Origin of the sequence: Microbispora rosea (assembly GCF_900156315.1) — a bacterium.
Classification (GTDB): domain Bacteria; phylum Actinomycetota; class Actinomycetes; order Streptosporangiales; family Streptosporangiaceae; genus Microbispora; species Microbispora rosea.
Genome location: NZ_FTNI01000031.1, coordinates 37,798 through 58,829 on the forward strand (window position 1 = coordinate 37,798; position 21,032 = coordinate 58,829).

Sequence of the window (21,032 nt, forward strand, 5' to 3'; positions counted from 1 at the left end):
ACACAGCGCCGCACGATGCGGGACAATCATGGGCATGCGGTTCGGCATCCTCGGCCCGACGGAGGCGCGGCCCGGCGGCGACCGTACGGTCCCGGTCGGCGGGCCGGGCCTGCGGGCGCTGCTCGGCCTGCTGCTCCTCAACGCGGGGCGGGTCGTCACCATCGACCGCCTGATCGACGGCCTCTACGGCGCCGAGCCGCCCGCCGGGGCGACCAACGCCCTGCAGGCCCAGGTGTCGCGGCTGCGCCAGCACCTCGCCAGCCTTGGCGACCTGGGCGACCTGATCGTACGGGAACCGGCCGGCTACCGGCTCGCGGTGGACCCGGAGGACGTGGACGCGCCGCGCTTCGAACGGCTGGCGGCCGAGGGACGGCGCGCGCTCGACGCGGGCGACCCCGCCCGGGCCGCCGGCCTGCTCGACCAGGCCCTCGCGCTGTGGCGCGGCCCGGCGCTCGCGGACGTGCCCGACGCGCCGTTCGCGCCCGCCCAGACGGCCCGGCTGGAGGAGCTGCGCCTGTCGGCGGCCGAGGACCTCGCCGAGGCGTGCCTCTCCCTCGGGCGGCACCGCGACCTGCTGCCCGAGCTGCAGGAACGGGTCGCGGCGCACCCGCTGCGGGAGCGCTCGCGCGGGCAGCTCATGCGCGCGCTGTACGCGGCGGGCCGCCCCGCTGAGGCACTGGCCGTCTACGACGACGCCCGGCGGGTCCTCGCCGACGAACTGGGCGCCGACCCGTCGGCCGAGCTGGCTGCGATCCACCTCGCGGTGCTGCGCTCCGATCCGTCCCTCGCTCCCGCCTCCGCCGCGCCCGGCGGACGGCCCGTCCCGCTCACCTCCCTCGTGGGCCGCGACGACGAGCTGGAGCGCATCGGCGCGCTGCTCGCCGAGGCGCGGCTGGTGACGCTCACCGGCCCGGGCGGCACCGGGAAGACCCGGCTGGCGGTCGAGGCGGCCGCCCGGTGGCCGGGCGAGGTCTGCCTCGTGGAACTGGCCCCGCTCACCGACGGCGCCGACGTGCCGCAGGCCGTGCTCGGCGCGCTCGGGCTGCGCGAGACCGCCGTGGCCATCCCCGTTCCCGGGACGCGGCAGGGCGCCGCCGATCCCGTCGCCCGCCTGGTGTCCGCCCTCACGCTGCGGCCGGTGCTGCTCGTGCTCGACAACTGCGAGCACGTCGTGGACGAGGCCGCCCGGCTCGCCGACCGGCTGCTCGCGGCGTGCCCCGCCCTGCGCGTGCTGGCCACGGGCCGGGAGGCGCTCGGGATCACCGGCGAGCGCCTGTGCCCGGTCCCCCCGCTGCGGGTCCCACCGCCCGGCAGTGAGCCCGCCGTCGAGGACGCGCTCGCCTATCCGGCCGTACGGCTGTTCGCCGAACGGGCGGCCGCCGTACGGCCCGGCATCGTCTTCGGCCCCGGCGACATCGAGCACGTGCTGCGGATCTGCCGGGCGCTGGACGGGCTGCCGCTCGCCGTCGAGCTGGCCGCCGCGCGGCTGCGCTCGCTGCCTCTGGCTCAGATCGCGGCCCGGCTGGGCAGCGACGACGGCGACCCCGCGGCGGAGGGCGACGCCCCGCGCTTCGCGCTGCTGTCGCGCGGCAGCCGTACGGCGCAGCCGCGCCACCGGACGCTGCGCGCGGTCGTCGAGTGGAGCTGGGACCTGCTCGACGAGCCGGAGCGCGCGCTCGCGCGACGCCTGACGGTCTTCGCGGGCGGCGCGACGCTGGAGGCGGCCGAACGGGTGTGCGGCCTGCCCGACACCGACGGCGTGCTCGCCTCCCTGGTGGACAAGTCCCTCGTCGAGGTGGTGGACGACCGCTACCGGATGCTGGCGACGATCCGGGCGTTCTGCGCCGAACGGCTCGCCGAGGCCGGCGAGAGCGAGGCCACGCGGCAGGCCCACCTCGCGCACCTGCTCGACCTGGCCGTGACGGCCGACCCGCACCTGCGCGGGCCCGGCCAGATCGAGTGGCTGCGCCGGCTGGACGGCGAGCGCGACAACCTGCAGGCCGCGCTGCGCCGCGCCGTACGCGCGGGTGACGTGCCGCCCGCGCTGCGGCTGCTGTCGGCCACGGCCGGCTACTGGCTGCTGCGCGGGCTGCGCGGCGAGGCCGCCCGGCTGGCCGCCGAACTGCTGGTCGGAGCCGGCGCCACACCACCGGAGGGGCTGGAGGAGGAGCACGTCGTGTGCGCCTGCCTCGTCGCCTGGGGCGGGACGAGCGGCCCCGTCGTCGACGCGCTGGTGGCCGCGGCCGCCCGCCGGACCTACACGCTGCCCATGCCGCCCCGCCAGCCGTTCCTCCTCGTGCTGCACGCGATGATCAGCGGTCCTCCCGCCAGGGAGGAGCTTCACCGGCTGGAGGACCTGTTCCGGGCGCTCGACCGCGACTCGTGGACGCGGATACTCAGCCGGTTCAGCCTCTCCTATCTCAAGACGTTCGACGGCCGGCTCGACGAGGCCGAGCAGGAGCTCACCGGCGCGCTCCGGGACGCCCGCGCCACCGGGGACGTGTGGCTCCGGGTGATGGTGTTGTCCGCGATGGCGGACGTCGCCGACCGGCGGGGACATCTCGAACGGGTCGAGGCGCTGACCAACGAGGCGCTCGACCTGGCCGAGCGGCTGGGCGCTACGGCGGACCTCGCCGAGACCCTCTGCCGGCGCGCCTGGGCCCGGATGCGTTCCGGAGACACGGACTCCGCGAGGGCCGACTTCGAGCGGGCCGCCGAGCTGTCCCGGCGTACGGGCGCCCCGGAGACCCTCGCGACGGCGCTCCTCGGGCTCGGCGAGCTCGCCCGGCTCGGCGGTGACCTGCCCGAGGCCCGGCGGTGGTACGAGACGGCCCTGGCGGAATGCACGGCCGAGTGGTTCAACGCCGAGGAGACGCGCTCGCACGTCTACCTCGCGCTCGGCTGGGCCGCGCAGATGTCGGGCGAGGCCGCCGAGGCACTGGCGTGGCACCGCCGTGCCCTCACCACCGGCCTCGGCACCCGCAGCCTCACCATGAGCGCCGCGGTCGCGGAGGGCGTCGCCGGCGTCGCGGTGCTGGAGGAGGCCCCCGAGCGGGCCGCCTGGCTGCTGGGCGTCGGCGCCGCGCTGCGCGGGGCTCCCGCCGCCCGCGACCCGGACGTCGCCCGGATCGAGGCGCGCTGCCGGACCGCCCTCGGCGACGACGCCTTCGACCGGGCGTACGCCGAGGCCGAGGCGTTCACCCGGCAGCGGGTGCCGGTCACGCAGGGTCTCGCGGGGGGTCTCGCAGGGGGCATCGCGGAGGGCACGGAGACGGCGGCGCTGACCGTCATCGAAGGGCACCTGTCAGCGCTCGGTGGGTGATCCGTCAGCGCCCCGGCGCACGCTGAGGGCCATGAACGACACCTCCCGCAAGTGGGGCACGCTGGTCGTCGCCTGCCTGGCCATGCTCCTGCTGTCCCTCGACCTCACCGTGCTGCACCTCGCCCTGCCGAAGCTCGGCGAGGACCTGGCTCCCTCGGCTACCCAGCTGCTGTGGATCGCCGACATCTACGGCTTCGCGCTGGCCGCGCTGCTCGTGACCATGGGCAACCTCGGCGACCGGATCGGGCGCAGGCGGCTGCTGCTCGTCGGCCTGGCCGCCTTCGGCGCGACCTCGGTGCTGACGGCGTACGCGCCGAACGCCCCGCTGCTGATCGCCGCCCGCGCGCTCCTCGGCGTGGCCGGCGCGACGATCATGCCCTCGACGCTGTCGCTGGTCCGCAACGTGTTCCCCGACCCGAAGGAGCGGACCACCGCGGTCGGCATCTGGAGCAGCGTGGGCGCGGTCGGGTTCGCTCTCGGGCCCATCGTCGGCGGCCTGCTGCTCGACCACTTCTGGTGGGGCTCGGTCTTCCTGATCAATGTGCCCGTCGTCGCGGCCGTCCTGGTCGCCGGGTTCGTCGTGCTGCCCGAGTCGCGCAACCCCCGCCCCGGCAGGCTAGACCTCCTCAGCGTCCCGCTGTCCGCCGTGGGCGTGCTCGGCCTGATCTACGCGATGAAGGAGGCCACGAGCGGAGGCGTCACCCAGCCGTCTGTGATCGCCGCGGCGGTGATCGCGGTCGCCGCGCTGGTCGTGTTCGTCCGCAGGCAGACCCGGCTGGCCGAACCGCTGATCGACGTGGCGCTGTTCCGGCGGCGCGCGTTCGCGGCCACGGTCGGCGCCGAGCTGGTCGCGGTCTTCGCGATGCTCGCCATGTCGGTGGTCTTCGCGCAGTACTTCCAGCTCGTCATGGGCTGGTCGCCGTTGACCGCCGGGCTCGCCGGCATGCCGGGCGGCCTCGCCGGGGGCGTCGGCGGCGCGCTGTCCGGAGTGCTCGTGCACCGGTGGGGCCGCGGGCCGGTCGTCAGCCTCGGGCTGGCGCTGACCGCGATCGGGTTCATCCTGTTCAGCCGGATCGATATGGAGACGCCCTATCTCTACATGCTGGTCGCCATGATCATCCAGGGCGTCGGGATGGGCTTCATGTTCGCGGTGACCGGCGACACGCTGCTCGCCTCGGTGCCCAAGGAGCGGGCCGGCGCGGCGAGCGCGATCTCGGAGACGGCCCACGAGATGGGCGGCGCGCTCGGCATCGCCGTGCTCGGCACCGTGCTGACCAGCGTCTACCGGAACGGCCTGGTGCTTCCGCCCGGCCTGCCCGGCGGACCCGCGGCCGAGGCCCGCGACACGCTCGCGGGCGCACTCAAGGTCGCCGCCACGCTCCCGGGCGACGCCGCGGGGGCCGTCGTCCGGGCCGCCCGTCAGGCGTTCGTCGAGGGCATCCACGTCACCGTGCTGACCGGCGCGGCCATCCTGCTCGTGCTCGCGGTCGCCGTGCCGTTCGCGCTGCGCGGCGTGCCCAAGGTGATCCCCGAGACCGGAGAAGAGGAGGCCGGGGAAGAGGAGACCGGCGGGCAGGAGCCCGCCGAGGGCGTGGTCACGGCCCGCTGAGACGCAGGCCGCTCACGCCGGGGGCGCCCGCCGGACGAGGCCGATCACGTCACGAGGGACATCCAGCGGTCGTGGGCACCACCGAAGGGGCCGGTCCGGCCGCCGACGGCCTCCATCAGCCAGGCGGCGGACCGCTCCGCCTGGCGGACGATCTCCTCCGGGTACGCGTACCGCACCTGGTGGACGGCGAACTCGTCCTCGTCGTCCAGGATCAGCCGGCCGTCGCGCATCCGCAGCACGTCGAGGTCGAGGTCGGCCATCGTGATCCGGCCGTCGCCGCAGACGGGCACCGTGGTGACGTCGCAGTAGATCGCGCACCTGTTCGGCCGGGCGTTGAACGTGGCCGTCCACCACGCGTTCCGGGGGAACAGCATCACGAAAGGGTCCGGCCAGACCACAGGCGGCTCGCTCCCCCGGCGGCCGGCGGTGCCCGCGGGGCAGCCGGTCCAGACGCCGTGCTCGTCCTCGCCCAGCACCCGCGCGTACTGGTGCCAGTGCAGCGACCCGCCGTACTTGCGGTAGATGATCCTCACCTCGGACACGGGCGGGACGCTACGCCACGCCCGTCTCCGAGTACAACGGGATTACCGGTCAGACCTCGACGACCACCGGGATGATCATCGGGCGGCGGCGGTAGGTGTCGCTCACCCAGCGCCCCACCGTGCGTCTGATGGTCCGGCGGATCTGCATCTCGTCGGCCACTCCGGACGCGGCGACCTCCTGCAGCGCGGCCTCGATCTGCGGGACGACCGCGTCGAACGCGTCGGGGTCGATACCCGAGCCGCGCGCGGTGATCTCCGGTCCGCCGGCGAGCTTCCCGGTGGTGGAGTCCACCACGACGACGATGGAGATGAACCCCTCGTCGCCCAGGATCCGCCGGTCCTTGAGCGCCACATCGGTGATGTCGCCCACCGAGGTGCCGTCGACGAAGACGTACCCGCACGGGACCGCGCCGGTGATCCTCGCCTGGCCGTCGACGAGGTCCACGACCACGCCGTCCTCGGCGATCACGATGTTCTCCCGGGGGACGCCGGTCAGCTCGGCGAGCCCGGCGTGCGCCCGCAGGTGCCGCCACTCCCCGTGCACGGGCATGAAGTTGGACGGCTTGGTGAGGTTGAGCACGTACAGCAGCTCGCCCGCGGCGGCGTGGCCGGAGACGTGCACCCGCGCGTTGCCCTTGTGGATCACCCGCGCGCCCCAGCGGTTGAGCCCGTTGATGACCTTGCTGACCGCCGTCTCGTTGCCCGGCACGAGCGACGAGGCGAGCAGGACGGTGTCGCCCTCGGCGATCCTGATCGGGTGGTCGCGGTTGGCCATGCGCGACAGCGCCGCCATCGGCTCGCCCTGGGAGCCGGTGCAGATCAGCACCACGTCCTCCGGCGGCCACTCCTCGATCTCCCGGGAGTCCACGAGCAGGCCGCCGGGCACCTTCAGGTAGCCCAGTTCGCGCGCCACGCCCATATTGCGCACCATCGACCTGCCGATGAGCGCGACCTTGCGGCCGTGCTTCTCGGCCGCGTCCATGATCTGCTGGACGCGGTGGATGTGCGAGGCGAAGCTCGCCACGATGATCCGCTTGGTCGCGCTGCGGAAGACGTCGTCGATGACCGGCGCGATCTCCCGCTCGCTGGTGACGAAGCCCGGCACCTCCGAGTTGGTGGAGTCGGACATCAGCAGGTCGACGCCCTCGGCCCCGAGGCGGGCGAACGCCCCGAGGTCGGTCAGCCGCCCGTCCAGCGGGAGCTGGTCCATCTTGAAGTCGCCGGTGTGCAGGACGAGGCCCGCCGGGGTGCGGATCGCCACGGCCAGCGCGTCGGGGATCGAGTGGTTGACCGAGACGAACTCGCACTCGAACGGTCCGAACGTGCGCCGCTCGCCCTCGATCACCTCGACCTTGACCGGCTGCATCCGGTGCTCGGTCAGCTTGCTCTCGATGAGCCCGAGCGTCAGCCGCGAGCCGACGACCGGGATGTCGCGCCGCTCCCGCAGCAGGTACGGCACGGCACCGATGTGGTCCTCGTGGGCGTGCGTGAGCACGAGCGCCTCGATGTCGTCGAGCCGCCCTCGTATGTAGTCGAAGTCGGGCAGGATGAGATCGACGCCCGGCTGGTCGGGCTCGGGGAACAGCACGCCGCAGTCCACCACGAGCAGACGGCCGTCGTACTCGAACACCGCCATGTTGCGGCCGATCTCGCCGAGGCCGCCCAGCGCGACGATGCGCAGGCCGTTTTCCGGCAGCGCGGGAGGGGGCCCGAGTTCGGGATGCGGATGACTCATTCCGCGCCCTCCGCCCCGAGCCGCTCGCCGTGCGCGCTCACGCACCGTTCCCTATCTTCGTTCCTTCTGGTCAAGTCGCTCATTCGGCTCCATCTGTTGATCTAATCCACAAGCTTGAGGCCCCCCGTGATGAGGTCCTCCCGAAGCGCTGCGATCTGCCCCTCCGTGGCGTCCACGAGCGGCGGCCGGACGTATCCCGCGTCCTGGCCCACCAGCTTCAACGCCGCCTTGACCATGATCGCCCCCTGGGTGCGCGTCATGATCGCCGAGACCACCGGAAGGAGCTGCCGGTGGACGGCCAGTGCGTTCTCGACATCACCGGACCGGTAGGAGTCGACCATCGAGGCCAGCTCGGCGCCCACCACGTGGCCCACCACGCTGACGTACCCGGCCGCGCCGACGGAGAGCCACGGCAGGTTCAGCAGGTCGTCGCCCGAGTAGAACACGAGGTCGGTGGAGGCCATCACCTGCGAGCCCGCGAACAGGTCGCCCTTGGCGTCCTTAACGGCGGCGATGCGCGGGTGCTCGGCCAGCCGGAACAGGGTCTCGATCGCGATCGGAACCCCGGCGCGGCCCGGGATGTCGTACAGCATCACCGGCAGGCCGGTCGCGTCGGCGACGGCCGTGAAGTGCCGGAGCAGGCCCTCCTGCGGCGGTTTGTTGTAGTAAGGGGTCACCACCAGGAGACCGTGCGCACCGGCGCGCTCGGCGGCCTCGGCCAGCTCGACGCTGTGCCGCGTGTCGTTGGTGCCGGCGCCTGCCACGACGGTGGCCCGGTCGCCCACGGCCTCGACGACCGCGCGGAGGATCCGGTCCTTCTCCTCGTCGGAGGTGGTGGGGGACTCCCCTGTGGTGCCGCTGACGATCAGGCCGTCGTTGCGCTGCTCGTCCACGAGATAGGCCGCGAGCCGCTGGACGCCCTCGTAGTCGACGGCGCCGTCAGAAGTGAACGGTGTGACCATCGCGGTCAGCGTGCGGCCGAAGGGGGCGTCGGAGGTTCCAGTAGGCGATGCCATAGACCGAACGGTACCCGGATCCGCAGGAGTGATGGACCTCGCCACCCCGTTATGTCCAGTACCGCCCCACAGGCGGTGCCGACAGCGGAAGAGGCCGCCGATATGTGCTCGGGGGTACACACATCAGCGACCTCTAACCGAGAATCGCCGCGTCTTACGCGGACGTTACACACCACTGCGAACTTTTTCCGGAAGGCCGCGAACGGCGGTGCCTGCACCCCCTCGGTGGTCTTCGGGGGAGATGGCGGGACTCGACGGAAAAGCCGGTGAATCAGTGGACCTCGCCCGAGAGGAGCCTCACCCACAGCTCCTCCATGCGCGTGGCGACGAGCCGCTCGGTCTCGCGGATCTCCACCTCCTTGCCCCGTGTCGTCCGCCGGATGAACAACAGCCCGCCCGCCGCGCACAGCTCGTAGATCGTCGCCTTGCACTCACACGTGTGGCGGCGTACCCGTACGCGATCGCTGCGGTTGGTGGGCTTCATCCAGTTGAGCCTCCTGTGCCCGTCCCGCGGAGGGCTGGCATGGATACCGTGATAGGGCGCCGGGAGGGGAATATCAGCACCTGGCCGCTTAGCGGCACAATCACCCACTAGCAGCCCTTTCACCAGGTAAAGTTGGAGTCACAGGCCATCCCCGTCACTCTCGGTCGCCCGACGGATACGCCAAGATTTGGAGGACCCGTCACCCCCTCAGGGATGGATTGATGGCAAACTCTGATCCGGTCTACCTGCGCGTAGTCGAGGACATTCGCCGCCAGATCGTCGACGGCACGCTCCCCCCAGGCGCACCGATCCCCTCGCGGCACCAGATCACCCGGAAGTACAGCGTCGGAGAGACGGCCGCCCGCCACGCGCTGCGCGTGCTCGCCCAGGAGGGCCTCATCATCGGCCGGGTGGGCTCCGGGCACCGGGTGCGGGAGAAGCCGATCCTGCTCCCGCTCCACCGCAGCCGCCTTCCCGAACCGCACGCCGCCTTCGCGAGCGACATGCAGGCGGGCGGGCGACAACCCAGCTGGAGCTGGCGCAGCGAGCTCGCCGACGCCCCTCCCGACATCGCCCGCCGCCTGCGCGTCGGGGAATGCAGCCCGGTGATCAGAACCCGCTACGTCTTCCGCGGGGACGGCCGCCCGGTGCAGTTGCTCACCTCGTACGAACCGGTCGAGCCCGGGCAGAGCCAGGCGCCCGAGGAGGGCACGTACGAACGCAGGAGCGCGGCCTTCCGGCTCGCGGCGAGCGGCCTGCCGGTCACCGAGATCAGCGAGACCGTGCTCATCCGTGTTCCCCAGCCGACCGAGAGCGACCTGCTCGAGCTGCCCGCCGGCGTCCAGGTGCTCCAGATCGAGCGCACCTACTGGGCCGGCGAGCGGCCGGTCGAGACCAGCGACGCCGTGGTGCCCGGCGACAGATTCCGGCTGGTCTACGGCATTCCCAGCCTCCTCTGACTGTCGGTGCCCACTGGTACAACCGATCCGGATCCCCCATCCGGAGGTGCCGATGCGCGTCAAGGACATGCCCCTGGCCGACCAGCCGCGTGAGCGGCTGCTGGCGTCGGGAGCCGCCGCACTCGCCGACAGGGAGTTGCTCGCCCTGCTGCTGGGCTCGGGCAGCAGGGGCGTGAGCGCCGTCGAACTCGCCTCCCAGCTCATCGCCCACTGCGGCGATCTCGGGGAGTTGGCCCGCTCCGAGGCCCACCGGCTGCTCGCCGTCCCCGGCGTGGGCCCCGCCAAGGCCGCCCGCGTGGCGGCCGCGTTCCACCTCGTGCGGCGGGCCCAGGCGGAGCCGGAGCGAAGCCGGATCACCTGCTCGGCCGACATCGCTTCGGCTGCCGCTCCCCTGCTGCACGGACAGCCGCGCGAGCGGCTCGTCGTGGTCGTGTGCGACGGCCGCGGCGCCGTGCTGCGCCGGACCGTGGTCACCGAGGGCGGCAGCGACCACACCCCCGCGCCCGTCCGCGACATCGTCACGACCGTCCTCCTCTCCGGCGGGGCCGCCTTCGGCCTCGCCCACAACCACCCGAGCGGATCGCTCGACCCCAGCCCCGCCGACGTCGAGGTCACGGCCCGCCTCCACGAGGCCGCCGACACCGTCGGCCTCCGCTTCCTCGACCACGTGATCGTCACCGACACCGCCTGGCGCCGGATCGCGCCTGACGGCCCATTTGACGGCCCGTAGACCATATCAGCTATAGCGGTCTACTGCTCCTATACATTGCGGCACATGTTGTCTGCTTTGTAGATGGACGTCCGGTTTCGTCTATCATTCCTTCATGATTGATCGCGACGGTCCGGTGCCGATCTACAAACAGATCGCCGAGATCATTCGTGAGCAGATCGACCATGGCGAGTTGGAGCCGGGCGACGCCGTTCCGAGCGAGACAGAGCTGGAGGCCGAGTACGGCATCGCCCGCCTCACGGCACGACGCGTCACCCGGGAACTTCGCGAGCAGGGGCTCGTCTACACCCTGCAAGGCGAAGGGACATTCGTCGGTCGGCCAGGTACTCCACGGTCAGCCGAACGGACGCCGGTCTACCAGCGCATAGCGGCCGAGATCCTGGAGCAGATCCGCAGCGGAGATCTCGTGCCCAATCGGCGCATCCCGCCGGAGAAGGCACTGATGAAGCAGTACGGCGTCGCCAAGGCCACCGCCCGCAACGCCGTGGATTTCCTTCGTAAGCAGGGATGGGTGTTCACCGTCCCGCATCGCGGCACTTATGTATCCCCCCAAGAGGACTGGCCGGGAAGCTGACCTGTCCACAGCTTGCTCGCCGAGGCGAACGCGGAACCGCCGCGATGTCTACCGTGAGCTCGTGCTACCCCGACGCCGTCGCAGCGATAGATGATGCTCAGGTCCTCCGCGCGCGTGTCTGGCGCTCTGTAAGCAGGGAGTGCTGATCACTTACGGCGGCAAGAGCATCCAGGTGCCGATCAGAGACCTCTGTCCGGGCCGCGCGGCCAACCACCTCGACCTGAGCCGTCCCGCCTTCGCGCAGTTCGCGAACCCGGATGCCGCACCGCGCCCGACCGCCGTCTCATGGCAGTTCACATCCGTCTGAACGTCCTGGCGCGTACCGATCGGAAGGACAGCCGCAAGATTCGGACACAGAGAGATCGCGATTTCACTGTTCGTGATCGCTCCGACGTCCCTATCCTGTCGGGCATGCCACAGACCGAGGAACGCATCGACGCCATAGAGCGGGAAATCACCGGCATCAGGAGCGATGTCCGACTGCAGAACGCCATGCTGATCAAGTGCGGTGAGCAGATGAGCGATCTGCGCACGGGTCAGCACGAGCTGCGGAAGGGGCAGGAAGAGCTCCTCACCATCACGACCGACCTGCGCGCGGGGCAGGAAGAGCTCCGCGCCACCACAGCCGACCTCCGCGCGGGGCAGGAAGAGCTCCGCGCCACCACAGCCGACCTCCGGGCCGGGCAGGAAGAGCTCCGCGCCACCACAGCCGACCTCCGGGCCGGACAGGAAGAGCTGCGGAAGGGACAGGAGGAGATGCGCGAGACGTTGGAGGAGTTCCGCTCCGCTTTCTCCGTCGTACTCGACGAGGTCCGGCAGCAGAAGGCCTGGCGGGAGGAGTTCTCCGACAAGGTCGCTCGTGTGATCGCCAAGAGCGAGGGCCTCGACGCGTAGCCACGCACGTCGGGCGACTCCCCAATCCCCCTCCGCGCTTCCTCGGGCATGAGGGGAGTCGCCTGACGAGGCCCATCACACGGTGGCACCTTTCAACGACGCAGCCCGTACGCCGACTTTCGTACGCGAGCGGCCATCCGGGGGCGGATGCCGGAGCAGCCGGTGATTGCCAGGCTGCGGTCATGCGGAGACGTACGGCTTGGCTGCTGTTGATCGTGGCGGTTGTCGCCACCTCGGTGCTCGTCTATCCCTACCTGAGCCTTAACGCAGACGACAGCCGCCTCGATGTGCGTGACAGCCTGCACTACTACGTTCTGGTCGGTCATATCGGGACCGCCGCGGTCGCGCTCGTGCTCGGCTCCCTGCAGTTCATGCCCGCGGTGCGGGCGCGCGGGCGGATCCACCGGACCCTCGGCCGGGTCTATCTCCTCGCCGGGGTACTGCCGTCCGCGGCGGCCACGATCCCGGTCGCGCTGTGGTCGGGCCGACTCATGACGCAGATCGGCCTCACGACCGCGGCCGTCCTGTGGCTGATCACCGGTGGCCTCGCGTATCGGGCCGCCCGCCGGCGCGACTTCGACAGCCACCGCGACTGGATGATGCGCAACTACGCCCTGACGTTCCTCGCCGTCACCGCGCGCGTCCTCGTGCCCCTGCTCCTGCTGGTCCAGATCCCCTTCCGCGGAGCCGACCCGGGATCGATGGGAGAGCTCGCGACCTCGGTGATCCCGATCGGCCAGACGCTGGGCTGGATCGTCAACCTGGTCGTGGTCGAGACCATCATCAGGAGGCGCCTGTCCGAAGCCCGCCGGATGGAACGGCTCAGCCGATGAGGGCCATCGCCTTGTCGCTCAGGCCCGCCGGAGCGGTCTTCGGGTTGCCGGCGGCGAAGGGCGGCCGCGGGTCGTACTCGATCGCGAGCTGCACGGCCTGCGCCGTCTCCTCGTCGCGCATCTCGGCCAGCAGGGTCAGGGCCATATCGATGCCGGAGGACACACCCGCCGCCGTCACGACCTTGCCGTCGATCACCACGCGTTCGCTGACCGGCTCGGCGCCGAATCCGGCGAGCCGGTCGAGCCATCCCCAGTGGGTCGTCGCCCTGCGGCCCTTCAGCAGCCCAGCCGCACCCAGCAGGAACGAGCCGCTGCACACCGAGGTCGTCCACCGGGTGCCCTCGTGGGCCCGCGCGATCCAGCCGAGCAGCTCCGTGTCGGACAGCGCCTCGATCGTCCCGGGTCCTCCCGGCACGACGACCACGTCCGGCGCGGGCAGGTCGCCGTACGACGCGGTGGCCGCGAGACTCAGGCTCCCCCGGTCGTCGAGCACGGGCCCGGGCTCGGCCGCGACGAACGTGACCGTGCAGCCCGGCGCGAAGGCGAGCACTGTGTAAGGCCCGACGGCGTCGAGCGCGGTGAACCGGGGATAGAGGGGGATCGCGATGTTCATGATCTGCTGCCTTCCTTCGATCGGAACCGGCGGCGGTAGTCGCCTGGTGAGACACGCCAATGGCGGCGGAAGACCCGATAGAGGGTCTCGGGAACGCCGAGCCCCGACTCCCTGGCCACCCGGTCCAGGGGATGGCCGGTGGTCTCCAGCAGCCGCCGGGCGGCGTCGGCCCTGCTGCGTTCGACATACCTGCCGGGTGAGACCCCGGTCTGCTCGGTGAAGACGCGGGAGAAGTGCCGCTCGCTCATCCCGGCCCGCCGGGCGAGCGCGGGCACGCTCAGGTCCTCGGCCGGGTTGGCGTCGATGAACGCCTGGATCTCGCGCAGCGGCTCGGCGCGCGGGACGGCGGCCCGCATGGGGGCGCTGAACTGGCTCTGCCCGCCCGGCCGGTGCAGGTACACCACGAGCCCGCGGGCGACGTTCCGGGCGACCGTGTGGCCGTGGTCGTCGGCCACGAGCGCCAGGGCGAGATCCACTCCCGAGCTGACTCCGGCCGAGGTCCAGACGTTCCCGTCGCGGATGTAGATGGGATCGGCGTCCACCTCGACGTCCGGGTAGCGGTCGGCGAGTTCGCCCGCGACCAGCCAGTGGGTGGTCGCGCGCCTGCCGTCGAGCAGCCCGGCCTCGGCGAGGAGGAAGCTCCCGTTGCAGACGGAGGCGACGCGCCGGGCCCCGTCGGCCAGCCGGGTGATGCCCGCGACCAGCTCACGATCGCGCAGGTGCTCCGGCACCGACAGCCCGCCCACGACGAGCAGCGTGTCGATCGGCCCCTCGACCTCGCCCAGCGCGGTCTCCGCGAGGGTCGCGATCCCGTTGTGCGCCGGTACGGCTCCGGCGCGCACGGCCGTCACCTCAAGCCGGTAGCCGGCCTCGGGCACGAGCAGGTTCGCCGTGCTGAAGACGTCGGCCGGTCCGGCGAGGTCGAACATCTGGAAGCCGTCGAAGATGACGATGACCACGCGCCGCTGCATGCCCTCCATGCTTGCGACCAGGGCTTCGTGGCGTCAATGACACAGACATTGCGGATTACGCCATCAGCGCGAGCGTCAACGCAGCCGAAAGACCCGGTAACGAAGCCCTTGTTAGATTGGGTGGTAGCCCCCCGGCGCCCGCCTGATGCCGAAGCGTCGAGGAGATGGCCTGGACGATGCCGAGCGCTCGAGAACTCAAGGACAGACTCTTCACGGCGATCAACCACCACGACCTCTACGACGTGCTGGACTGCTACGCGCCCGACGCCGTGTACGTCAGCCCCGCGGGCGTCGCGGAAGGCCGTGAGCAGATCGCCTGGATCTATGAGGGCCTCTGCAAGGTCTTCCCCGACATCTGCTACACCCCCTGGTACAAGGCCCCCTGTGTGGACCCCGCCTTCACCGAGTACACGATGACCGGCACGCACAGGGGCCCGCTCCTGCTTCCGGGCGGCCGGGTGGCGGCCCCGACGGGCCGTCGCATAACGGTGCGGGGCAGTTGTGCCTGCGCGGTCGAGCACGGAAAGATCATCACGGATCGGGACTACTACGACCAGCTGGAGCTCTACTCCCAGCTCGGCATCAACCTCGAACCGCCGCCACACTCCTGACCCCTGGCCTGCTCGGCTACGACCTCGCACCGGGCCCGCTCCGTTGATCTCCACTACCGGGCCGTACCCGGGCTGAGCAGGGACGTCGCGAGCGACCGCAGTCCGGCGGCGAGCCGCCCGGACTCACCGTCGAGCAGCAGCCGCGCCACCGGTTCGTTGTGCAGCGAGCCGATGAGGAGGTGGGCGACGAGCGTGGCGTCCAGATCCGGACGCGCCTGCGCGATCAGCTCCGAGACGTGATCATGCCACCGCCGGTAGACCGGGTTGGCCTCCCGGGGGCCGGCCGCATTCCTCTGCGTGGCCACGGCGTGTTCGTGGGCCGTGATCAGGCCGACGTTTCGCGAGGCGAGAGCCACCATGGCGTCGAGGAAGGCCAGGACCCTCTCGTGCGGCGGCGCCCCCGGCCCCAGCGGAGGGGGGCCGGCGGCGATGGCCTCGCTCAGCTCCTGTGCACGTTCCTCCATCAGGGCGAGCATCAGCCCGGCCCGGCTGCCGAAACGGTGGAACACCGTGCCCTTGCCCACGCCGGCGGCCGTGGCGACCTGCTCGACCGACACCTCGTCGGGCCGGTGCCGCCGCAGCAGTTCCTCCGCCGCCTCCAGGATCGCGCGCCGGTTTCGCGCCGCGTCAGCGCGCTCGCGCCGCTGTTCGCCCACTCCTGCCCTCTCGATAGACAACTTGACCAACGGTCCATATAGTAGCGCCCACATCAACTTGACCTCTGGTCCAGTTAACTACAAACAAGAGGGGAAACACATGCGTGCGATCGTGCTGCACGAGAGCGGCGGACCGGAGGTCCTGCGGCTGGAAGAGGTCCCCACACCCACCGCGGGTCCCGGGCAGGTGCTCGTACGGACGGAGGCGGTGGGCGTCGGCTACGCCGACACCCTGCTGCGCGGGGGCGCGTTCCCCTTCCCCTCGCCGCTTCCGGCGGTGTTCGGCTTCGAGGCCGCCGGGACGGTCACCGAGGTCGGGAAGGGGGTGGACCCGTCCCTGTCCGGCGCCCGCGTACACGTCATGAACCTGAACGCCGCGGGCGGCGCGTACGCCGAGTACGTGGCGGCGGACGCGCGTGCTCTCACCCTCATTCCCGACGAGGTGACGGCGACGGACGCCGTCGCCGTGGCCGTGCAGGGGGCGTTGGCGCTGGCCCTGCTACGGGCGGCGCACCTGAACGGAACAGAGAACGTGCTGATCGAAGCGGCGGGAGGCGGCACCGGCGGCTACCTGACCCTGCTCGCCAGGGAGTCGGGCGCCGGCCGGGTGATCGGGACGGCCGGCAGCGAGGCCAAGCGGCGCAGGGCACTGTCCTTGGGCGCCGACCAGGTGCTCGACCACTCGGACCCGGACTGGCCCGGCCGGGTGCGCGACACTCTCGACGGCGAGACCGTGGACGTGGTCTTCGAATCCCTCGGCGGCGCCTCCGCCGGGCGACTGCTCGACGCGCTCACGCCCGGCAGCGGCCGGATCATGTTCTACGGCGTCCTCAACGGCGCGCCCGGCATCGCTCCCATGGACCTCCTGCAGCGCGGGCTGACCCTCGTGGGCTGCGGCGGCATGGACGCCTGGGCTCAGGAGGTGCTGGCCGCCCGCGCGGACGTGCTGGGCATGGTCGCCGAGGGCCGTCTCCTCCCGCAGGTCGACACCTTGCTCCCACTCGCGGACGCCGCGAAGGCACACCGGCGCATGGAGGACAGGGCCGCCATGGGCAAGATCGTGCTCGTGCCCTGACCGGGAGTCCGACGCAACCGCCGCGCTGGGCGGGACGGCATCGCCTGCTAGGAGGTCATGGAGGAGGTCGACGGCCTGCTCAAACTGCGGGCCACCTTTTAGTTCCCCCTGGCAACCGAGGTGGACCGTCACCCTGCCGTTCCCCCCGTGCGGGGTCGCATCCGAGAAGCACACCCTCTACGTGAGGGCCGTCGACGCCAAGGGCGTCCCGGACCCCTTGTCGGAGCCGGTCACGGTGACGGTCTACAACGACGTGCTGCCCATCTCGCCGTCCCCGTCGGCGCCGCCCATCCCGCCCTCCTGCCACGTGAACTACACCTCCACGTCCTGGCCGGGCGGCATGAGCACGTCCATCGCCGTCACCATCACCGGTTCGCGGATCAACCCCCCGGCCGGCACCTGGCGTTCGCCTTCCCCTCCGGCGGCCAGCACGAGGTCCCGCCTCACTCCTCGCCGGAGAACCGCTCCCAGGCGGACTGCCGGGTCATGCCGAGAGCGCCGCCGATCCTGGCCCAGGTCACGCCCCGGTCGCGGGCCCGCTGGACCCAGACCCGCAGGTTGTCCTCGACCTGCGCGCCGACCTCGGCGATCCGGGGAAGGAGCTCCAGGATCTGCTCGTCGGTCATGCTCTCGGTGTACGAGATCTCCGGCGTCTCGACGGACTGGGCCGCCAGGATCTCGGTGCAGAGTCCGACGCACTCGTTGCAGATGTACACGCCGGCCCCGGCGATCATCTTGGCCACGCCGGTCTTCGACTTGGAGCAGAACGAGCAACGGATGTCCTGATCCGCCAGGGAAGGAGCAGGCACGATGCCTCCAGGGGGATAACGTGTCAGGCTGTTCCTGACGCGCACGCGCCAAAGGCTACGCCGTCAGGAGCAGCCTGACAACCGATCATCCGGGAGTCGGCCTTCCCCGCGCCCTACGACTCAGCTCTTGGGGCCGAAGGCGTGCGGGACCTCTCCCTTGCGGCCGCAGCGCGGGCAGGGCCGGTACCGCCCGGACCACCAGGTGGCCTTGAGCGTGCCGCTTCCCTTGCACTTGGGGCATCTGGACAGGTAGTTGCGTACGTAGTCGAAGACGAGCCAGACGCCGAAGAAGGCCCCGGCGAGGACGAGAAAGGTCTGGGAATCCACTGTGGCTCCGTGGTCGGGGGACGGACCGGCGACGAACGCGCCGCCTGCGGAAGCCGGTCGCGCGGGGGCGCGGTCACCGTCACTCACCGGCCGGGCGAGCCAGTGCCGGAGGCGGGCGCGGATCCTCACCCGCACCGCAGGTGCGCGCATGGCCTGCGAGGGAACACGCATCGCCGCCTCCGTGGACACTGGTCGCACGGGAGAGGACGCCGCAGGGCCTGCGGCCGGTGACAGCCGGATGCCCTTTCGTTGGGGTCACAGGGCCCTGAGCCGCGGCGGCGGCCCTCAGACCCGCTCGGGCTGGGGCTCCACCGCCTGCTCCGCGCCCGCCCGGGGCCGCCGCAGGACAACGTACGCGACCACGAGGGCGCCGGCCAGCAGGGCGAGAGAGACCGTGAAGGCCAGCCGGTAGCCGCCGGTCAGCGCGACCGCCTCGCTCGCCCCGCCCGCCAGCAACCCCTCCGTACGGGAGGCGGCGACCGTGGACAGCAGCGCGACGCCGGCCGCCATCCCGACCTGCTGGGTGGTGTTGAAGACCCCCGAGACCAGGCCCGCGTCGTCGGAGCGGGCGTCGGACATGCCGAGCGTGGTCAGCGCCGGGAGCACCAGTCCACCGCCCATGATGAGCACCATCACGGGGAGCAGATCAGTGACGTAACGGGCGTCGACGGGGACGCGGGTGAGCCAGGCCATCGCGCCGATCAGCAGCACCAGGCCGCCCAGCAGCACGGCACGCGCGCCGAAGCGGGTGCTCAGCCGCGGGGACGCGAACAGCGACACCCCCGCGATGGACAGCGCCGCGGGGAGCATGGCCAGCCCGGTGTCGAGCGCGCCATACCGGAGCACCTGCTGCATGAACAGCGCCACGACGACCTGGAAGGCGAACATCGCGCCCAGCGTCAGGACCTGCACCAGGTTGGCCCCGGCGACGGCGCGCGAGCGGAGGATCCGCAGCGGCATGAGCGGGGTGCGGGCGGTCGCCTGCCGGACGAGGAACGCGGCCAGCAGCACGAGCGACGCCGCGCCGAACCACAGGGAGCGCGGCCCATACCGCTCGATCTGGACCACTGCGTAGATGCCCAGCATGAGTCCGGCCGTGACCAGCAGGGCGCCCACGGCGTCCGCGCCCGCCGACAGGCCGAGCCCCCGGTCGGCCGGCAGCGCCCGGAGCGCCAGCACGATCGTGACCACGCCGATCGGCACGTTGATGAAGAAGATGTAGTTCCAGCCCAGCGCGTCGGTGAGGACCCCGCCGATGACCTGGCCCAGCGACGCTCCCGCGGCGCCGGTGAAGCTGAAGACGCCGATGGCCTTCGCCCGCTCCCCCGCGTCGGTGAAGGTCGTCACCAGGATGCCGAGCACGACCGCCGAGGCCATGGCGCTGCCGACGCCCTGGAGGAACCGGGCGCCGATCAGCATCCCCGGGCCGGTGGCGGCTCCGGCCAGCAGGGACGCGGCGACGAAGACGGCGTTGCCCGCCAGGAACATGGCCCGGCGGCCGATCAGGTCGCCCAGCCGGCCGGCCAGCAGGAGCAGTCCGCCGTACGCGATGAGGTAGGCGTTGACGGTCCAGCTCAGCTCGGCGGACGCGAAGCCGAGGTCCCGCTGGATGGCGGGCATGGCCACGGTCACGATGCTGCCGTCGAGCACCGTCATCAGCATCGTGGCGGACAGCACGCCCAGCACGAGCAGACGGGATCGGGATATCCACGACATGGGGTCGCCTCCTGTTCATAGGAACAGAAGAACCGTAGCAGATAGTTTTGTTGTAGACGATCCCCTATAGATCGATCATCCGCGCTGACGCGCCCGCCTCACCGGCTGCGGCGCCTCGACCGCCGTGGCCAGGTGCCCTGTGACCAGCCGGTTGAGCGCGCGCACGAGCACCTCCGCCTCCTCCTCGGGCAGCGATCCGAGGGCGGCCCGGTGGACCCCGTCGACGATCTCCTGGCTCCGCTTCGCCACCTGCGCGCCCTTCTCCGTGACCGCGACGATCCGGGCGCGCCGGTCGGTGCTGGACGGGCGGCGCTCGGCGAGACCGGCCTGCTCCAGGGCGTCGAGGGTGACCACCATCGTGGTCTTGTCCATGTCGCCCAGCTCGGCGAGCTGGATCTGCGTGCGCTCCTCCTGCAGAGCATGGACGAGCACGCAGTGCATGCGCGCCGTGAGGCCGATCTCAGCGAGGGCCGCCGCCATCTGCGTTCGCAGCACGTGGCTGCTGTGGTCGAGCAGGAAGGACAGGTCGGGCTCGTCACGCGAGGGCGCCATGGCGGTCATGCGTCCAGGCTATCAATTCGTCCGTATGCGGATTATCTCCAAGGGACCGGATGTCAGAGCATCCGCAGGGCCGCCTCGATCGACGCCTGACTCGCCGGTACGAGCGGAAGCCGTACGGCGGCGGTGGGAATGCGGCCCCGCGCGTGCAGGACGCCCTTCAGCACGGTCGGGTTGGGCTCGGCGAACATGGCCGCCGACATGAGCGACAGCCGGTGACCGAGGGCGCGGGCATGCTCGACGTCTCCGGCCCGCCACGCCTGGACGAGCTCGGCGAACTCGCCGGTGCGCAGGTGTGCGGAGGCGAGGATGCCGCCGGGCGCCCCCAGCGCGAGCAGCGCGGACAGGAACGGGTCGTCCCCGGCGAGCACCGCGAAGTCCGCCGGCGGATCGGCGAGCAGGGCGACCGTGTCGAGGTCGACGCCGCCGACCGCGTGCTTGACCCCGGCCACCATGGGCAGCTCGCCCAGCCGCCGCAGCGTGGCCGCGCCCACCTGCTGCCCGGTCCGATACGGGATGTTGTAGACGATCAGCGGCACCGGGGTCTGCTCGGCCAGCGCGGTGAAGTGGGCGAGCACGCCGGCCTCGGACGGGCGGACGAACGCCGGAACCGTCACCAGCGCCGCGTCCGCCTCCCCCTTGAGCGCGCGCAGCGCCTCGGCCGTGCTCCGCGTGTCGGCCGATCCCGCACCGACGGTGAGCGTGGCGCCCCGCTCACGGCAGACCCGGCCGCAGACCTCGATCACCGCGCGCCGCTCCTCCTCCGCCAGCGTGGCGACCTCCGCGGTGGTGCCAAGCGCGACGAGCCCGGACGCGCCGTCGTCGAGCACGCTGCGGGCCAGGTCTTCGAGCGCGTCGAACGCGATCTCGCCGTCCTCGGCGAAGGGAGTGATCAATGGGACATGAACGCCGGAAAGAGTCATACCGCGATCCTTCCGGCGAGTAACCGTGAAGGTCCAGTTCGCGTTTCTGTCGAAACCGTTAAGGTGAACTGATGC

23 protein-coding genes are annotated in these 21,032 nt (G+C 71.6%); 10 read left to right on the forward strand and 13 right to left on the reverse strand.

What is annotated here, in order from left to right; all coding sequences use genetic code 11:
• Nucleotides 1-34: 34 nt before the first annotated feature.
• Entirely contained in the window at nucleotides 35-3,322 is a 3,288-nt protein-coding gene (locus tag BXA11_RS33210; RefSeq protein WP_076441065.1) for an ATP-binding protein, read from the forward strand.
• Between the two features lie 31 nt (nucleotides 3,323-3,353).
• Nucleotides 3,354-4,931, forward strand: a complete 1,578-nt coding sequence (locus BXA11_RS33215) for a DHA2 family efflux MFS transporter permease subunit (protein WP_076440945.1) — start codon at nucleotides 3,354-3,356, stop codon at nucleotides 4,929-4,931.
• Between the two features lie 44 nt (nucleotides 4,932-4,975).
• Here the strand turns inward: BXA11_RS33215 and BXA11_RS33220 are convergent, their stop codons facing one another.
• From BXA11_RS33220 to BXA11_RS33235, 4 genes are all read right to left on the reverse strand, one after another.
• Entirely contained in the window at nucleotides 4,976-5,473 is a 498-nt protein-coding gene (locus BXA11_RS33220; protein ID WP_204053604.1) for a DUF402 domain-containing protein, read from the reverse strand.
• A 49-nt stretch (nucleotides 5,474-5,522) separates the two neighbouring features.
• Nucleotides 5,523-7,208, reverse strand: coding sequence for a ribonuclease J (locus tag BXA11_RS33225; RefSeq protein ID WP_076440947.1), 1,686 nt, complete (start codon nucleotides 7,206-7,208; stop codon nucleotides 5,523-5,525).
• 101 nt (nucleotides 7,209-7,309) lie between these two features.
• Nucleotides 7,310-8,224: a 4-hydroxy-tetrahydrodipicolinate synthase gene (gene dapA / locus BXA11_RS33230; RefSeq protein ID WP_030510686.1), complete on the reverse strand. Its 915-nt coding sequence runs from the start codon at nucleotides 8,222-8,224 to the stop codon at nucleotides 7,310-7,312.
• Nucleotides 8,225-8,495: 271 nt separating this feature from the next.
• The gene (locus BXA11_RS33235) at nucleotides 8,496-8,708 is read right to left on the reverse strand and encodes a hypothetical protein (protein WP_231514081.1); all 213 of its coding nucleotides are present in this window, start codon (nucleotides 8,706-8,708) and stop codon (nucleotides 8,496-8,498) included.
• A 221-nt stretch (nucleotides 8,709-8,929) separates the two neighbouring features.
• On the opposite strand from BXA11_RS33235, the gene BXA11_RS33240 reads away from it, so the two are divergent.
• From BXA11_RS33240 to BXA11_RS33265, 6 genes are all read left to right on the forward strand, one after another.
• The gene (locus tag BXA11_RS33240) at nucleotides 8,930-9,667 is read left to right on the forward strand and encodes a GntR family transcriptional regulator (RefSeq protein WP_030510688.1); all 738 of its coding nucleotides are present in this window, start codon (nucleotides 8,930-8,932) and stop codon (nucleotides 9,665-9,667) included.
• A gap of 52 nt (nucleotides 9,668-9,719) precedes the next feature.
• Nucleotides 9,720-10,397 (forward strand): JAB domain-containing protein, encoded by a 678-nt coding sequence (locus tag BXA11_RS33245; RefSeq protein ID WP_030510689.1) that lies wholly within the window; start codon nucleotides 9,720-9,722, stop codon nucleotides 10,395-10,397.
• A gap of 94 nt (nucleotides 10,398-10,491) precedes the next feature.
• Entirely contained in the window at nucleotides 10,492-10,971 is a 480-nt protein-coding gene (locus BXA11_RS33250; protein ID WP_076440951.1) for a GntR family transcriptional regulator, read from the forward strand.
• A gap of 139 nt (nucleotides 10,972-11,110) precedes the next feature.
• A complete protein-coding gene (locus BXA11_RS33255; protein WP_159454886.1) occupies nucleotides 11,111-11,278 on the forward strand; it encodes an RlpA-like double-psi beta-barrel domain-containing protein in 168 nt (55 codons plus the stop codon).
• Nucleotides 11,279-11,382: 104 nt separating this feature from the next.
• The gene (locus tag BXA11_RS43470) at nucleotides 11,383-11,865 is read left to right on the forward strand and encodes a hypothetical protein (RefSeq protein ID WP_159454887.1); all 483 of its coding nucleotides are present in this window, start codon (nucleotides 11,383-11,385) and stop codon (nucleotides 11,863-11,865) included.
• A 182-nt stretch (nucleotides 11,866-12,047) separates the two neighbouring features.
• Nucleotides 12,048-12,698 carry a DUF2306 domain-containing protein gene (locus tag BXA11_RS33265; RefSeq protein ID WP_076440953.1) on the forward strand — a complete coding sequence of 217 codons (651 nt, stop codon included), beginning with the start codon at nucleotides 12,048-12,050 and terminating at the stop codon, nucleotides 12,696-12,698.
• Here BXA11_RS33265 and BXA11_RS33270 read toward each other — a convergent pair.
• Both BXA11_RS33270 and BXA11_RS33275 read right to left on the reverse strand, forming a co-directional pair.
• The gene (locus BXA11_RS33270; RefSeq protein WP_076440955.1) at nucleotides 12,688-13,311 is read right to left on the reverse strand and encodes a DJ-1/PfpI family protein; all 624 of its coding nucleotides are present in this window, start codon (nucleotides 13,309-13,311) and stop codon (nucleotides 12,688-12,690) included. The two genes, BXA11_RS33265 and BXA11_RS33270, sit on opposite strands and share 11 nt — an antisense overlap.
• The gene (locus BXA11_RS33275; RefSeq protein WP_076441071.1) at nucleotides 13,308-14,282 is read right to left on the reverse strand and encodes a GlxA family transcriptional regulator; all 975 of its coding nucleotides are present in this window, start codon (nucleotides 14,280-14,282) and stop codon (nucleotides 13,308-13,310) included. Before BXA11_RS33275 ends, BXA11_RS33270 begins: the two co-directional genes overlap by 4 nt.
• Nucleotides 14,283-14,458: 176 nt before the next feature.
• Between BXA11_RS33275 and BXA11_RS33280 the strand changes: the two genes are divergently transcribed.
• Nucleotides 14,459-14,893 carry an ester cyclase gene (locus BXA11_RS33280; RefSeq protein ID WP_076441073.1) on the forward strand — a complete coding sequence of 145 codons (435 nt, stop codon included), beginning with the start codon at nucleotides 14,459-14,461 and terminating at the stop codon, nucleotides 14,891-14,893.
• 53 nt (nucleotides 14,894-14,946) lie between these two features.
• On the opposite strand, the gene BXA11_RS33285 is transcribed toward BXA11_RS33280, so the two are convergent.
• Nucleotides 14,947-15,579: a TetR/AcrR family transcriptional regulator gene (locus BXA11_RS33285; RefSeq protein WP_239104945.1), complete on the reverse strand. Its 633-nt coding sequence runs from the start codon at nucleotides 15,577-15,579 to the stop codon at nucleotides 14,947-14,949.
• A 70-nt stretch (nucleotides 15,580-15,649) separates the two neighbouring features.
• On the opposite strand from BXA11_RS33285, the gene BXA11_RS33290 reads away from it, so the two are divergent.
• A complete protein-coding gene (locus BXA11_RS33290; RefSeq protein WP_076440959.1) occupies nucleotides 15,650-16,624 on the forward strand; it encodes a quinone oxidoreductase family protein in 975 nt (324 codons plus the stop codon).
• A gap of 312 nt (nucleotides 16,625-16,936) precedes the next feature.
• Here BXA11_RS33290 and BXA11_RS45525 read toward each other — a convergent pair whose 3' ends face one another.
• The 6 genes from BXA11_RS45525 to BXA11_RS33315 all read right to left on the reverse strand — a co-directional run bounded on the left by BXA11_RS45525 (nucleotide 16,937) and on the right by BXA11_RS33315 (nucleotide 20,957).
• Entirely contained in the window at nucleotides 16,937-17,071 is a 135-nt protein-coding gene (locus BXA11_RS45525) for a hypothetical protein (RefSeq protein WP_275409693.1), read from the reverse strand.
• A complete protein-coding gene (locus BXA11_RS45530) occupies nucleotides 17,068-17,433 on the reverse strand; it encodes a ClpX C4-type zinc finger protein (protein ID WP_076440961.1) in 366 nt (121 codons plus the stop codon). The genes BXA11_RS45525 and BXA11_RS45530 overlap by 4 nt, the downstream gene beginning before the upstream one ends.
• Nucleotides 17,434-17,553: 120 nt before the next feature.
• Entirely contained in the window at nucleotides 17,554-17,931 is a 378-nt protein-coding gene (locus BXA11_RS42640) for a hypothetical protein (protein ID WP_143734671.1), read from the reverse strand.
• A 114-nt stretch (nucleotides 17,932-18,045) separates the two neighbouring features.
• On the reverse strand, nucleotides 18,046-19,476 hold the full coding sequence (locus tag BXA11_RS33305; protein WP_076440967.1) for an MFS transporter: 1,431 nt from the start codon (nucleotides 19,474-19,476) through the stop codon (nucleotides 18,046-18,048).
• A 75-nt stretch (nucleotides 19,477-19,551) separates the two neighbouring features.
• A complete protein-coding gene (locus BXA11_RS33310) occupies nucleotides 19,552-20,037 on the reverse strand; it encodes a MarR family winged helix-turn-helix transcriptional regulator (RefSeq protein WP_030510700.1) in 486 nt (161 codons plus the stop codon).
• 53 nt (nucleotides 20,038-20,090) lie between these two features.
• Nucleotides 20,091-20,957, reverse strand: a complete 867-nt coding sequence (locus tag BXA11_RS33315; protein ID WP_030510701.1) for a 4-hydroxy-tetrahydrodipicolinate synthase family protein — start codon at nucleotides 20,955-20,957, stop codon at nucleotides 20,091-20,093.
• Between the last annotated feature and the right edge of the window lie 75 nt (nucleotides 20,958-21,032).